We start from the raw sequence: 14,789 nt of genomic DNA, 5'->3' as shown, positions 1-14,789 counted from the left end.
TCCGATCGGATGGACAGGGGTCGGTAAGCGACACCTGCGACGAAGCCGGAGCGGCTGTCGTCGCTCGCGAGTGTGCGCCGCCCCGGACCGGCGCGCACATCCCGATGCATCGGGATCGGCGGCAAAACGGACGCAGACTCGTGCAACCTGCGCCATTTCGAACGAAAAAGGCCGCCGCCCGGTGTCCCGGACGGCGGCCTCTTCGTCTTCAGCCTGAGCGGCCGAACCCGCGGATTACTCCGGCGTGTTCAGATACTCGCCAGCGTCCGCATCCGTGCCGGTGCCGCTCGTCACGACCTCGGCCAGCGGATCGTCGCCAGTGCCGCCGGCATCGCGTGCCGACCGCGCCAACTCGGCGTCATGCTCTTCCTTCGCGCTTTCCGGCGCGATGATCGAGACTTCGGCCATCTTGCGCTGTGCGACGCGCATCGCCGCATCGCGGCTGTTGGCCGCGACGCGAAGGCGGTTGAGCCCCGCGCCGGTGCCGGCCGGAATGAGACGCCCGACGATGACGTTCTCCTTCAGGCCCATCAGCATGTCCTGCTTGCCCTGCACCGCGGCCTCGGTGAGCACGCGCGTGGTCTCCTGGAACGACGCCGCCGAGATGAAGCTGCGGGTCTGCAGCGACGCCTTGGTGATGCCGAGCAGGATCGGCTTGCCCTGTGCACGGACCTGCTTCTTATCGAGCTTCTCGTTGATCGCGTCCATTTCCTCGCGATCGACCTGCTCGCCGGCCAGCAGCGTGGTGTCGCCGCCGTCGGTGATCTCGACCTTCTGCAGCATCTGACGAACGATCGTCTCGATGTGCTTGTCGTTGATCTTCACGCCCTGGAGACGATAGACCTCCTGGATTTCCGACACGAGATACTCTGCAAGCGGCTCGATGCCGAGCACTTCCAGAATGTCGTGCGGATCGGGCGAGCCGCCGATCAAATTGTCGCCACGCTTGACGTAGTCGCCTTCCTGAACGTCGATGACCTTCGACTTCGGGATCAAATACTCCACGACCTCGCTGCCGTCCTCGGGCTGGATACCGATCTTGCGCTTGGCCTTGTAGTCTTTGCCGAACACCACGCGACCCGAGACCTTCGCGATGATCGCGTTCTCCTTGGGCTTGCGCGCCTCGAACAGCTCGGCAACGCGCGGCAGACCACCGGTGATGTCGCGCGTCTTGGCGCTCTCACGCGACACACGCGCCACGACGTCGCCGCCCTGCACCTGTGCGCCATCCTCGACCGACAACGTCGCACCGATCGCCAGCATGTAGCGACCGCTCTCGCCGCTCGCATCGTCGAGCAGGGTCAGGCGCGGACGCAGATCCTCCTTCGACTTGGTCGCGGCCCGATATTCGACCACCACGCGCTGGGCGATGCCCGTCGCTTCGTCGGTCTGCTCGGTGAGCGTCTTGCCCTCGATCAGGTCGACATATTTGATCGTACCTGGGTTCTCCGTGATCACCGGCATGGTGAACGGATCCCACTCGGCCATCCGGTCGCCCTTCGACACGATGTGACCATCGTCGAACAGCACGTACGCGCCGTAGGGAATCCGATCGACCGAGAGCTCGCGGCCGTCCATGTCGACGATCGCGATTTCGCCCGAGCGGCTGAGCACCACGCGACGACCACGCTGGTCGACGATGATGCGCAGGTCGCGGAACTGCACCGTACCATCTGCGTGGGCTTCGAGGTTCGACGTCTCGTTGAGCTGCGCCGCGCCACCGATGTGGAACGTACGCATCGTCAGCTGCGTGCCCGGCTCACCGATCGACTGCGCGGCGATGACGCCGACAGCTTCACCGATGTTCACCGGCGTACCGCGCGCGAGATCGCGCCCGTAGCACTTGCCGCAGACGCCGATCTTCGATTCGCAGACCAGCGGGCTGCGGATCTTGCACGACTGCGTACCCAGCGCCTCGATCTGCGTGATCATCGGCTCGTCGAGCAGCGTGCCCGACGGGATGACGACCTTGCCGGTCTTCGGATCGACGATGTCCTCCGCCGTCGTACGACCAAGGATACGCTCGCCGAGGCTTGCGATCGTCGAACCACCCTGAAGGATGGCCTTCATCTCGAGTGCGCGCTCGGTGCCGCAATCCTGCTCGATGATGACGCAATCCTGCGACACATCGACCAGACGACGGGTGAGATACCCCGAGTTCGCCGTCTTCAACGCCGTATCCGCGAGACCCTTGCGGGCGCCGTGGGTGGAGTTGAAGTATTCGAGGACGGTCAGGCCCTCCTTGAAGTTCGAGATGATCGGCGTCTCGATGATCTCGCCCGACGGCTTGGCCATCAGTCCGCGCATGCCGGCGAGCTGCTTGATCTGCGCCTGCGAACCACGAGCACCCGAGTGCGCCATCATATAGATCGAGTTGATCGGCTTTTCGCGGCCGGTCTCCTCGTCGATCTTCACCGATCGGATCTCGTCCATCATGGCGTTCGCGACCTGGTCGCCGCAACGGCTCCAGGCGTCGATCACCTTGTTGTACTTCTCCTGCTGCGTGATCAGGCCGTCCTGATATTGCTGCTCGAAGTCCTTCACGAGCGCCTTGGTATCGTCGACCAGACCCACCTTGGCGTCCGGGATGATCATATCGTCCTTGCCGAACGAGATGCCCGCACGGAAGGCGTGACGGAAGCCGAGCGACATGATCGCATCAGCGAACAGCACGGTCTCCTTCTGGCCGGTGTGACGATAGACCTCGTCGATCACGTCGCCGACGTCCTTCTTGGTCAGCAGGCGGTTGACGGTCTCGAACGGCACCTTGTGGCTGTGCGGCAGCGTCTCGCCCAGCAGCATGCGGCCCGGGGTCGTCTCGTACCGCTTCAGGTACTGCTTGCCCTTCTCATCGGTCTGCGGAACGCGGCTGATGATCTTGCTGTGCAAGGTCACGGCGCCGGCGTTGAGTGCCTGGTGCACCTCGGCCATATCGCCGAGCAGCATGCCCTGGCCCGGCTCGTTCTCCTTCATCATCGACAGATAATAAAGACCCAGCACCATGTCCTGCGACGGCACGATGATCGGCTTGCCGTTGGCGGGCGACAGGATGTTGTTGGTCGACATCATGAGCACGCGCGCTTCGAGCTGCGCTTCGAGCGACAGCGGGACGTGCACGGCCATCTGATCGCCGTCGAAGTCGGCGTTGAACGCTGAGCAGACCAGCGGGTGAAGCTGGATCGCCTTGCCCTCGATCAGCACCGGCTCGAACGCCTGGATGCCCAGACGGTGAAGCGTCGGCGCACGGTTCAGCATCACCGGATGCTCGCGGATCACCTCGTCCAGGATATCCCAGACTTCCTTGCGCTCCTTCTCGACCCACTTCTTCGCCTGCTTCAGCGTCATGCTGAGGCCCTTGGCGTCGAGGCGCGCGTAGATGAACGGCTTGAACAGCTCGAGCGCCATCTTCTTCGGCAGGCCGCACTGGTGCAGCTTCAGCTCAGGCCCGGTCACAATGACCGAACGACCCGAATAGTCGACGCGCTTGCCGAGCAGGTTCTGGCGGAAGCGGCCCTGCTTGCCCTTGAGCATGTCGGACAGCGACTTCAGCGGACGCTTGTTCGCGCCCGTGATCGTACGACCGCGACGACCGTTATCGAACAGTGCGTCGACGGCCTCCTGGAGCATGCGCTTCTCGTTGCGGACGATGATGTCCGGCGCGCGCAGCTCCATCAAACGCTTCAAACGATTGTTGCGGTTGATCACGCGGCGATACAGATCGTTCAGATCCGACGTCGCGAAACGACCACCGTCCAGCGGCACCAGCGGGCGCAGCTCGGGCGGGATCACAGGCACGACCTCGAGGATCATCCATTCGGGGCGGTTGCCCGAATCGATGAAGCTCTCGACGACCTTCAGCCGCTTGATGATCTTCTTGGGCTTCAGCTCGGACTTGGTGACCGCGAGCTCTTCGAGCAGCGCGGTGCGCTCACCCTCGAGATCCAGCGACTCCAGCATGATCCGCACCGCTTCGGCGCCGATCCCGGCCGAGAACGCGTCCTCGCCATACTGGTCCTGCGCGTCGAGGAGCTCGTCCTCGGTCATCAGCTGGTACTTTTCGAGCGGGGTCAGGCCCGGCTCGATGACGATATACGCCTCGAAATACAGCACGCGCTCGAGCTGCTTCAGCTGCATGTCGAGCAGCAGGCCGATGCGCGACGGCAGCGACTTCAGGAACCAGATGTGCGCGACCGGCGCTGCCAGCTCGATATGGCCCATCCGCTCGCGGCGGACCTTCGAGACGGTGACCTCGACGCCGCACTTCTCGCAGACGATGCCCTTGTACTTCATGCGCTTGTACTTGCCGCACAGGCACTCGTAGTCCTTGATCGGACCGAAGATGCGCGCGCAGAACAGGCCGTCACGCTCGGGCTTGAACGTGCGATAGTTGATGGTCTCGGGCTTCTTGATCTCGCCGAACGACCAGCTGCGGATCTTGTCCGGCGATGCGATGCCGATCTGGATCTGGTCGAACGTCTCGGCCTTGGCGACCGGATTGGCGAAGGGGGTCATCTCGTTCATGAGCTGTCCTTAGAAAAAATCTTCCCCCCTACCGCTTGCGGGAGGGGGAGGGGCCCAGCCTCTTCAGGCTGGGAGGGGGTGGGCACCCGGCATCGGCGTCGCGCTTCGCTGCCGGCCGGGAGCCCACCCCTCGATCCCCTCCCGCAAGCGGGAGGGGAGGAGTTGAGGCTTACTCCGCCGCGATCTGGATCCCGTCGCTGTCGAAGCCAGGCTCCGACTGCTTCAGGTCCACGTTCAGGCCCAGCGAGCGCATTTCCTTGACGAGCACGTTGAAGCTCTCCGGAATGCCGGCCTCGAACGTGTCGTCACCCTTGACGATCGCCTCATAGACCTTGGTGCGTCCGACCACGTCGTCCGACTTCACCGTCAGCATTTCCTGCAAAGTATACGCCGCGCCGTAGGCCTGGAGTGCCCAGACTTCCATCTCGCCGAAGCGCTGGCCACCGAACTGCGCCTTACCACCCAGCGGCTGCTGCGTGACGAGGCTGTACGGCCCGATCGACCGTGCGTGGATCTTGTCGTCGACCAAATGGTGGAGCTTCAGCATGTAGATGTAGCCGACCGTGACCTTGCGGTCGAACTTGTCGCCGGTGCGTCCGTCGAACAGGTCCGACTGGCCCGACGGGTCGAGACCCGCCAGTTCCAGCATCGCCGACACATCGGCCTCGCGCGCGCCGTCGAACACTGGCGTCGCCATCGGCACGCCGTTCTTCAGGTTCTGCGCGAGCTCGATGATTTCGTCGCCCGATCGGGCTTCGATCTCGTCGTGATACTGCTCGCCATACACGGTCTTCAGGCGATCCTTCACGGCCTCGGGCATCGCGCCCGCCTTCGCATCGGGGTTCGCCTCGCGCCAATCCTCGAGCGACTGGGTGATTTGCTGGCCGAGGCCGCGTGCGGCCCAGCCCAGATGCGTCTCGAAGATCTGCCCGACGTTCATGCGCGACGGCACGCCCAGCGGGTTGAGCACGATGTCGACCGGCGTCCCGTCGGCGAGGAACGGCATGTCCTCCGCCGGCAGGATGCGGCTGATGACGCCCTTGTTCCCGTGACGGCCGGCCATCTTGTCGCCCGGCTGCAGCTTGCGCTTCACCGCGACGAACACCTTGACCATCTTCAGCACGCCCGGCGACAGCTCGTCGCCACGCTCCAGCTTCTCGCGCCGATCGTGGAACTTGTCCGTGATCAGCTTGGCGGCGTCGTCATACTGCTGCTTGACGGCTTCCAGATTGCCCTGGACCTTGTCGTCGGCAACCGAGAACTTCCACCACTCGTGACGATCGACGCTGTCGAGCATCTCCATGTCGATCAGCGCGCCCTTCTTCAGGCCCTTGGGCACCGAAGTGGACACCTGGTCGAGCAGCATCTCGCGAAGACGCGACCAGGTTGCACGGTTCAGGATCGAACGCTCGTCGTCCGAATCCTTCTTCAGCCGCTCGATCTCCTCGCGCTCGATCGCCATCGCGCGCTCGTCCTTGTCGATGCCGTGACGGTTGAAGACGCGAACGTCGACCACAGTCCCCGACACGCCCGGCGGCAGACGCAGCGACGTATCGCGCACGTCCGATGCCTTCTCGCCGAAGATCGCGCGGAGCAGCTTCTCCTCCGGCGTCATCGGCGATTCACCCTTGGGCGTGATCTTGCCGGCGAGGATATCGCCCGGCTCGACCTCGGCACCGATGTAGACGATGCCCGCCTCGTCGAGGTTGCGAAGCGCTTCCTCGCCGACGTTGGGGATGTCGCGCGTGATGTCCTCGGGCCCGAGCTTCGTGTCGCGGGCCATCACCTCGAACTCGTCGATATGGATCGACGTGAACACGTCGTCCTTCACGATCCGCTCGCTGATGAGGATCGAATCCTCGTAGTTGTATCCGTTCCACGGCATGAACGCGACGAGGCTGTTGCGGCCCAGCGCCAGCTCGCCGAACTCGGTCGACGGGCCGTCGGCGAGCACGTCGCCGGCACGCACCACGTCGCCCACCTTCACCAGCGGACGCTGGTTGATGCAGGTCGACTGGTTCGAGCGCTGGAACTTCATCAGCGTGTAGATGTCGACGCCCGACTTGCCGGCATCGATCTCGCCGGTCGCACGGATCACGATACGCGCCGCGTCGACCTGGTCGACGATGCCCGCACGCTTGGCCGAAATGGCCGCACCCGAGTCACGCGCGACCGTCTCTTCCATGCCGGTGCCGACGAACGGCGCCTCGGCCTGGACGAGCGGCACGGCCTGACGCTGCATGTTCGAGCCCATCAGCGCGCGGTTGGCGTCATCGTTTTCCAGGAACGGAATGAGCGATGCGGCAACCGAAACGAGCTGCTTCGGCGAAACGTCCATCAGCGTGATCTGGTCGGGCAGCGCCATCAGGAACTCGCCCGCCTGACGCGACGACACCAGCTCCTCGGTGAACCCGCCATCTTCGGTCAGGTCGGCGTTGGCCTGCGCGATCGTGTGCTTGGCCTCTTCCATCGCCGACAGATAGACGACGTCGTCGGTGACCTTGTGGTCGACGACCTTGCGGTACGGCGTCTCGATGAAGCCGTACTTGTTCACCCGCGAGAAGCTGGCGAGCGAGTTGATCAGACCGATGTTCGGGCCTTCCGGCGTCTCGATCGGGCAGATGCGGCCGTAATGCGTCGGATGAACGTCGCGGACTTCGAAGCCTGCGCGCTCGCGCGTCAGACCACCCGGTCCAAGTGCCGACACGCGACGCTTGTGGGTGACTTCCGACAGCGGGTTGGTCTGATCCATGAACTGCGACAGCTGCGACGAGCCGAAGAATTCACGCACCGCGGCAACCGCGGGCTTGGCGTTGATCAGGTCGTTCGGCATCACCGTCGACACGTCGACCGACGACATCCGCTCCTTCACGGCGCGCTCCATGCGGAGCAGACCGACGCGGTACTGGTTCTCGAGCAGCTCGCCGACCGAACGCACACGACGGTTACCGAGGTTATCGATATCGTCGATCTCGCCCTTGCCGTCCTTGAGGTTGACGAGCGTCTTGACGACCTCGAGGATGTCCTCGGTACGCAGCGTCGTCACCGTGTCCTCGACGTCGAGGTCGAGGCGCATGTTGAGCTTCACGCGGCCCACGGCCGACAGGTCGTAGCGATCCGGATCGAAGAACAGGCCCGAGAACAAAGCCTCTGCCGTCTCCAGCGTCGGCGGCTCGCCAGGACGCATCACGCGGTAGATGTCGGACAGTGCCTGCTCGCGCTCTTCGGCCTTGTCGGCCTTCAGCGTGTTGCGGATCCACGGACCCGTCGCGACGTGATCGATGTCGAGCAGTTCGAGTTGCTCGATCCCGGCCTTGTCGAGCAGTTCGAGATTCTCGGCGGTGACCTCGTCACCGGCCTCGATGTAGATCGCGCCGGTCGACTCGTCGATAAGGTCGTATGCCGAATAGCGGCCGAAGATTTCCTCGGTCGGGATCAGCAGGTCGGTCAGGCCGTCCTTGAACGCCTTGTTCGCGGCGCGCGGCGAAATCTTCTGGCCGTTCGGGAACACGACTTCGCCGGTCTTGGCGTCGACGATGTCGAACATCGGCTTCTGGCCACGCCAGTTCTCGACCTGGAAGGGGACGATCCAGCCACCCTGGCCGCGGACGAACGTCACGCGGTTGTAGAAATAGTTGAGGATCTCTTCCGACGTCATGCCGAGCGCGTAGAGCAGCGCCGTCACCGGCAGCTTGCGCTTGCGATCGATGCGGACGTTGACGATGTCCTTCGCGTCGAACTCGAAATCGAGCCACGACCCGCGATACGGAATCACGCGCGCAGCGAAGAGATACTTGCCTGAAGCATGCGTCTTGCCGCGGTCATGGTCGAACAGCACGCCCGGCGAACGGTGCATCTGGCTGACGATGACGCGCTCGGTGCCGTTGATGAAGAAGGTGCCGTTCTCGGTCATGAGCGGCATGTCGCCCATGTACACGTCCTGCTCCTTGATATCGATGACCGACTTGGCCTCGGTATCCGGATCGACCTCGAACGCGGTCAGGCGCAGCGTGACGCGCATCGGCGCGGCATAGGTGATCCCGCGCTGGCGGCATTCCTCGACGTCGAACTTCGGCGGCTCGAGCACGTAATCGTCGAAATCGAGATAGGCGGTGCCGGCGAAATCCTGGATCGGGAAGACGCTGCGCAGCGTCTTCTCGAGGCCCGAAACGTGGCCGATCGACTTGTCGGAGCGCAGGAACTGCTCGTAGCTCTCGCGCTGGACCTCGATCAGGTTCGGCATCTGCACGACTTCGTGGATGTTGCCGAAGACTTTCCGGATGCGGCGCTTTGCGGTGCCGCCCTCGTTGATCGCTCTGGTTGCCATGGGTTTATTTGCCTCTCAGCCGAAAATTCGTGCCCGGGAACCCCCGAACGGGACGCAACGAAACGCCGAAAAGCCGCGCGCATCAGGTGCGGCGGCTCCGGCGAATGAAACCTCAAGATCCAATACGATCGACCCGCTGCGCGACGGCAAGTCATTTCCCGGATGCTGTGGTGAGAGGCGGATATAGGGGAGGGGGGTGGCGATGTCAAAGGGGGCATGAAGCCGGATTAAGAGTATCCGCTAACAGGTCCGCCTCGACCTGCCGAACGCACCAGCACGGCTCAGTGAATCGTCTTTCCCACGATTGGATTCCGCCAGCGGATCGCCGCGACGATCAGCAGCACCACGGTGATCGCGATCGTGTCGGCGATCCAATCACGGATGTCGCAGTCACGGTGCAGCGACGGGATCGATTGCAGTACCTCGACCATCGCGCCCAGGAACGACAACCGCTCGCCGATCCGCAGCAGGCCGCGCCGCGGGTAGGCGACCGCCGCCAGTCCCGCCATCGTCGCGAACGCGAGCATGTGCGAAACCTTGTCGCCGAACCTGTCGAAAGGCATGTGCGGCGGCTTCGGGAGCAGCGCCATCGTCACCGCGAAGACCACTGCCGCGAACAGGGCCAGCCGGAACAGCCAAAGTGCCCGCGAGGTCACGCCGAAAGGCGCGCGAGCGTTGGCAGAAGCGCGTCATAGCCATCGATGATCGCGTCGGCGTTGAGCTCGGCGACCGGCTGCATCAGAAAGCCAAAGCTACACGCGATTGCCGGCAGCCCGGCGGCGTGCGCAGCCTGGATATCGAAGATCGAATCCCCGACGAACGCCGCGCGCCCGCCGCCCGACCGCCGGATCATTTCGTGGATCGGCGCGGGCGAGGGCTTGGCGTTGCCCGACCCCATGGTGTCGCCGCCGATCACGCAGGCAAACCGGTCGAGCAACCCGAGCTCGCGGAGCACCGTCGTCGCCAGCGATTCGAGCTTGTTAGTGACGATCGCGACCTTCGCCCCGCCATCGACGATCGCGTCGAGCGCATCGAGCGCGCCGGGATAGGGGCGGGTCAGGACGGCGATGTTCGTCTCGTAATATGCCAGCAGCAGCGCGTGCAGCCGATCGAGCGTCTCGGTGTCGCATCCCCCGGTCGCGGCCATGCCTTGCGCCAGCATGTGCCGCGCGCCGCCGCCGATCATCGGCTTGACTTGCTCGACAGTCAGCGGCGTGCGGTCAATCGACGCCAACGCGTGGTTGACCGCTGCGGTCAGGTCGCCGCTGGTGTCGAGCAATGTTCCGTCGAGGTCGAACCCGACGATATCGAATGAAAAGTGCGTCATCGCCCGTCGCGTGCCAGTCCGGCTATGGAATTGGCAAGGCTTTCGTGGCAGCGGGGCCCGCATGATGACGCCCGCTCCCGCCCGCAATCTGGCACCCGCTCTCGCAATCGTCATTCTTGCTGCCGGCAAGGGCACGCGGATGAAGTCCGATCTCCACAAGGTGCTGCATCCGATTGCCGGTCGGCCGATGCTGCTGCACCTGATCGCGAGCGCGGCCGAACTGTCGCCGGCACAAACCGTCGTCGTGACCGGCGCGGGACGCGACCAGGTCGAGGCGGCGGTCGCGCCGTTCGGCATCGCCACGGCGTTGCAGACCGAGCAGCTCGGCACCGGCCATGCGGTTGCCCAGGCGCGCGACGCGCTCGCCGGCTTTTCGGGGGACGTGCTGATCCTGTACGGCGACGTGCCGCTGGTGACGGCCGAGACGATGCGGCGGATGGTCGATCGGCTTCACGCCGACGACACACCGGCAGCGGTCGTGCTCGGGTTCCGCCCCGCCGATCCCGGCGCCTATGGCCGCGTCATTGCCGACGCCGCAGGCCGGATCGAGCGGATGGTCGAATACAAGGACGCTTCGCCAGCCGAGCGCGCCGAGACGCTGTGCAATTCGGGGCTGATGGCGGTGCGATCGGACGATCTGTTCGCGCTGCTCGACCGCGTCGGGAACGACAACGCGGCCGGGGAATATTATCTGCCCGACATCGTCATGTTGGCCGCCAGCGACGGTCGAGCGTCCGCAGTGATCGAAACCGCAGCGGGCGAAGTGGCCGGCGTCAACAGCCGCGCCGAACTCGCCGGTGTCGAGGCGGCGTGGCAGGCCGCGCGGCGCATGCAGGCGATGGCGGACGGCGTTACGCTGATCGCGCCGGACACAGTCTGGTTCGCGCATGACACGGTGATCGGTCGCGACGTCGTGATCGAACCCAATGTCGTGTTCGGTCCGGGCACGCGCGTCGCCGACGGTGCGACGATCCACGCATTCAGCCATTTGGAAGGCGCGACGGTCGGCGAACGCGCGGAGGTCGGCCCCTATGCGCGGTTGCGCCCCGGCGCGGTGATGGGCACCGCGTCGAAGGTCGGCAATTTCGTCGAGATGAAGAAGGCGGTACTCGGCGACGGCGCCAAGGCGAGCCACCTGACCTATCTGGGCGATGCCGAGATCGGCGCCGGTGCAAACATCGGCGCGGGCACGATTACCTGCAATTACGACGGTTATTTCAAGGCCAGGACGGTGATCGGCGAAGGTGCGTTCATCGGCTCGAACAGCGCGCTGGTGGCCCCCGTCAGCATCGGCGCGGGCGCAATCGTCGCCGCCGGTTCCGTCGTAACGCAGGATGTCAGCGCGGACGCGCTGGTACTTGTTCGCCCGCCGCAAACCGAAAAACGCGGCTGGGCGAAAAGCTTTCGGGACCGCATGGTCGCGCGCAAGGCGGCCAAGTGACGTCCCACCTGAGGAGTGTAATTTAATGTGTGGAATCGTTGGTATCCTCAGCACGACGGATGTCGCCGAGCGGTTGCTCGATGGTCTCAAGCGGCTCGAGTATCGCGGCTATGATTCGGCCGGTATCGCGACCGATCATAACGGTGCGATCGAGCGGCGGCGCGCGTCGGGGAAGCTGGTCAACCTGGCGACCGAGCTCGCCGCGCACCCGCTGCCCGGGCGGACGGGTATCGCGCACACGCGCTGGGCGACGCATGGCGGTCCGACCACCAACAACGCGCACCCCCACGCGACCGGCGAAGTGGCGGTCGTCCACAACGGGATCATCGAGAATTTCAAGCCGCTGCGCGACGAGCTCATCGCACGCGGCCGCGTCTTCACCAGCGAAACCGATACCGAGGTTGTCGCGCACCTGATCAGCGAGAAGGTCGAGGCCGGCATGGATCCGGTCGCCGCGGTGCGCGACGTGCTGCCGCGGCTGCACGGTGCGTTCGCGCTCGCGATCCTGTTCCGCCAGCATCCCGATCTGTTGATCGGCGCGCGGCTCGGGTCGCCGCTGGTCGTCGGACACGGTGAGGGCGAGATGTATCTCGGCTCGGACGCGCTGGCGCTGGCGCCGCTGACGCAGCGGATCGCCTATCTGGACGAGGGCGACTGGGTCGTGCTCACCCGCGACGGCGCGCAGGTCTATGACCGCGACAACAGCCCCGTCGAGCGCGCGATCACGATCTCCGGGATCACTGGCGAACTCGTGTCGAAGGGCAACCACCGGCACTACATGCTCAAGGAAATCTACGAGCAGCCGATCGTCGTCGCGCAGACGCTACGGTCGTACCTGAAGCGGATGGAGGGGGAGGTGTCGCTGCCGATCCCCGAGTTCGACCTGTCGAGCATCAAGCGCGTCACGATCGTCGCGTGCGGGACGAGCTTTTACGCGGGCATGGTCGCCAAATACTGGTTCGAACAGTTCGCCCGCGTCCCCGTCGATCTCGATGTGGCCTCCGAATTCCGTTACCGCGCGCCGGTAATGGAGCCGGGCGGGCTCGCGCTGTTCATCTCGCAGTCGGGCGAAACCGCCGACACGCTGGCGGCGCTGCGCCATGCGAAGGCCGAGGGGCAGAAGATCGCGGTCGTTGTCAACGTGCCCACCAGCTCGATGGCGCGCGAGGCGGATCTGCTGCTGCCGACGCATGCCGGACCCGAGATCGGTGTTGCCTCAACCAAGGCGTTTACCTGCCAGCTCGCAGTGCTCGCCGCGCTTGCCGCCAACCTCGCCAAGGCCAAGGGCCTGCTGTCGGTGGACGACGAGCGGGACATCGTCCGGCACCTGGCCGAGGCGCCCGCCGCACTCAACGGCGCGCTCGCCTATGACGAGGCGATCGAGGCGATGTCGGGCGTGATCGCGAGCGCGCGCGACGTACTGTACCTGGGTCGCGGCACGGATTATCCTCTAGCGCTGGAGGGGGCGCTGAAGCTCAAGGAAATCAGCTACATCCATGCCGAAGGCTATGCCGCGGGCGAGATGAAGCATGGGCCGATCGCGCTGATCGACGAGCATGTCCCGGTGATCGTCATTGCCCCGTCGGGACCGTTGTTCGACAAGACCGTCAGCAACATGCAGGAGGTGCAGGCGCGGGGCGGCAAGGTGGTGCTGATCAGCGACTACGACGGCATCCAGGCGGCGGGCGAGGGGTGCATCGCGACGATCACCATGCCCAAGGTCCACCCGCTGATCGCGCCGTTGGTGTACGCTGTCCCGGTGCAGCTGCTCGCGTATCACGTCGCGGTGGCCAAGGGGACGGACGTCGATCAGCCGCGCAACCTGGCGAAAAGCGTGACGGTCGAATAGGTCGGCGCGCTCCGCGCCGACCTTCGGTCACACGGCCTGCTTCAGCGGATCCGGCTTCTTGCCGTCGGGCAGGATGTTGCGAAGGTGGTCATGCACCATCTTCTTGTCGAACGGCTTGCGCATGAACGTCGCCTTGTCGGGCAGGTCGCCGGGCATGGCGGTGACCCGGCCGCTAGCGATGACGATTTCGATCCAGGGCCAGTGTTCGGCGACGTATCGCGCCAACGCGAACCCGTCGGTATCACCGGGCATCTCGACGTCCGAAAAGAGCAGCACGACGCTGTCGGCGTGATGTTCGAGCATCCGCTTGGCGGCGTCGCCGGTGCTCGCCTGGTGGAAGCGAAAACCCGCCTCTTCGAGAATGCCGCAGGCATCCATCAAGATGAGCGGGTCGTCGTCCACGACGAGGGCATAGGGTGTCGTTGATAGGGTCATGCGACAAAAACCGATTGCAGTGCGGTCGGTTGCGCCCACCTGGATTTAATATTTGATGGGATCGTTTCAGTATCGGTGCCGTTCCCCACAATAATCCGGGCGCGACGGACCTTGATCCGGCGCGGAGGGTTACGTCTGTTCCGAGCCAATCGTCTTCACGCGTGCACCCGCCCGATGCAGGGCGCGGCGTGAGTATTTCAGGACACGTAGCCCCCATGCAGATCACGGCCATTCTCTTCGATATCGACGGTACGTTGGTCGACACCAACGACATGCATGTGCTGGCTTGGGAAGAGGCGTTTGCAGGCATTGGTCAGACCTTCGATCGGCAGCGGTTGCATGATCAGATCGGCAAGGGCACCGACATGCTCGTACCAACGCTGCTGCCCGATCTCGACGAGGATGCGCAGGAGAAACTGGGCGAGGCGCATGGCGCCGCGTTCAAGGCCAAGTATCTGAAGACCGCGAAGCCATTCCCAAGCGCGCACGACCTGCTGGCGAACGCGCATGCGCGCGGGCAGAAAGTCGTGCTCGCATCGTCGGCCTCGGGTGCCGAGCTCGACCATTATCTCGACCTGCTCGACGCACGTGACCTAGTGGCGGCGACGACGAGCAGCGACGACGTCAAGCGTACCAAGCCCGCGCCGGACATCTTCGCGACCGCGCTCGGCAAGCTCGACGGCGTCGATGCATCGGAGGCGCTCGTCGTCGGTGACACGCCCTATGATATCGAGGCGGCGGGCAAATGCGGGATCGCTGCGGTCGCGGTGCGGTCGGGCAAGTTCGCCGACGATGTGCTCACGCGCGCCGGAGCGATCGCGATCTACGACGATGTCGCCGCCCTCCTGGCAGGCTATGACGAGTCTCCGTTGGGGCGTTGAACGGCGGC

Annotated in this window: 8 protein-coding genes; 3 read left to right on the top strand and 5 right to left on the bottom strand. The window is 64.6% G+C overall.

Annotated features, from left to right (window positions below; translation table 11 throughout):
* Positions 1-234 precede the first annotated feature (234 nt).
* The 4 genes from rpoC to U1701_RS16110 form a co-directional block, all read right to left on the bottom strand.
* The gene (gene rpoC, locus U1701_RS16125) at positions 235-4,521 is read right to left on the bottom strand and encodes a DNA-directed RNA polymerase subunit beta' (RefSeq protein WP_332783600.1); all 4,287 of its coding nucleotides are present in this window, start codon (positions 4,519-4,521) and stop codon (positions 235-237) included.
* Positions 4,522-4,690: 169 nt separating this feature from the next.
* Positions 4,691-8,848: a DNA-directed RNA polymerase subunit beta gene (gene rpoB / locus U1701_RS16120; RefSeq protein WP_332783599.1), complete on the bottom strand. Its 4,158-nt coding sequence runs from the start codon at positions 8,846-8,848 to the stop codon at positions 4,691-4,693.
* Positions 8,849-9,129: 281 nt separating this feature from the next.
* Positions 9,130-9,504, bottom strand: a complete 375-nt coding sequence (locus tag U1701_RS16115; protein WP_332783598.1) for a VanZ family protein — start codon at positions 9,502-9,504, stop codon at positions 9,130-9,132.
* Positions 9,501-10,175 carry an HAD-IA family hydrolase gene (locus tag U1701_RS16110; protein WP_332783597.1) on the bottom strand — a complete coding sequence of 225 codons (675 nt, stop codon included), beginning with the start codon at positions 10,173-10,175 and terminating at the stop codon, positions 9,501-9,503. Before U1701_RS16110 ends, U1701_RS16115 begins: the two co-directional genes overlap by 4 nt.
* A 61-nt stretch (positions 10,176-10,236) precedes the next feature.
* Here U1701_RS16110 and glmU point away from each other — a divergent pair, with 61 nt between their 5' ends.
* Together glmU and glmS are read left to right on the top strand one after the other, a co-directional pair.
* Positions 10,237-11,616 (top strand): bifunctional UDP-N-acetylglucosamine diphosphorylase/glucosamine-1-phosphate N-acetyltransferase GlmU, encoded by a 1,380-nt coding sequence (gene glmU, locus U1701_RS16105; protein WP_332783596.1) that lies wholly within the window; start codon positions 10,237-10,239, stop codon positions 11,614-11,616.
* A 25-nt stretch (positions 11,617-11,641) separates the two neighbouring features.
* Positions 11,642-13,465, top strand: a complete 1,824-nt coding sequence (gene glmS, locus U1701_RS16100) for a glutamine--fructose-6-phosphate transaminase (isomerizing) (protein WP_332783595.1) — start codon at positions 11,642-11,644, stop codon at positions 13,463-13,465.
* Positions 13,466-13,492: 27 nt separating this feature from the next.
* Here glmS and U1701_RS16095 read toward each other — a convergent pair whose 3' ends face one another.
* The gene (locus tag U1701_RS16095; protein ID WP_332783594.1) at positions 13,493-13,867 is read right to left on the bottom strand and encodes a response regulator; all 375 of its coding nucleotides are present in this window, start codon (positions 13,865-13,867) and stop codon (positions 13,493-13,495) included.
* A gap of 248 nt (positions 13,868-14,115) precedes the next feature.
* Here U1701_RS16095 and U1701_RS16090 point away from each other — a divergent pair, with 248 nt between their 5' ends.
* Positions 14,116-14,781 carry an HAD family hydrolase gene (locus tag U1701_RS16090; RefSeq protein WP_332783593.1) on the top strand — a complete coding sequence of 222 codons (666 nt, stop codon included), beginning with the start codon at positions 14,116-14,118 and terminating at the stop codon, positions 14,779-14,781.
* The last annotated feature ends 8 nt before the right edge of the window (positions 14,782-14,789 follow it).

The sequence above is a fragment of the Sphingomonas rhamnosi genome (genome assembly GCF_036663615.1).
Taxonomy (GTDB): Bacteria; Pseudomonadota; Alphaproteobacteria; order Sphingomonadales; family Sphingomonadaceae; genus Sphingomonas.
The sequence above is the reverse complement of the archived record's forward strand: the minus strand, read 5'-3'. Positions and strand labels throughout refer to the sequence as shown.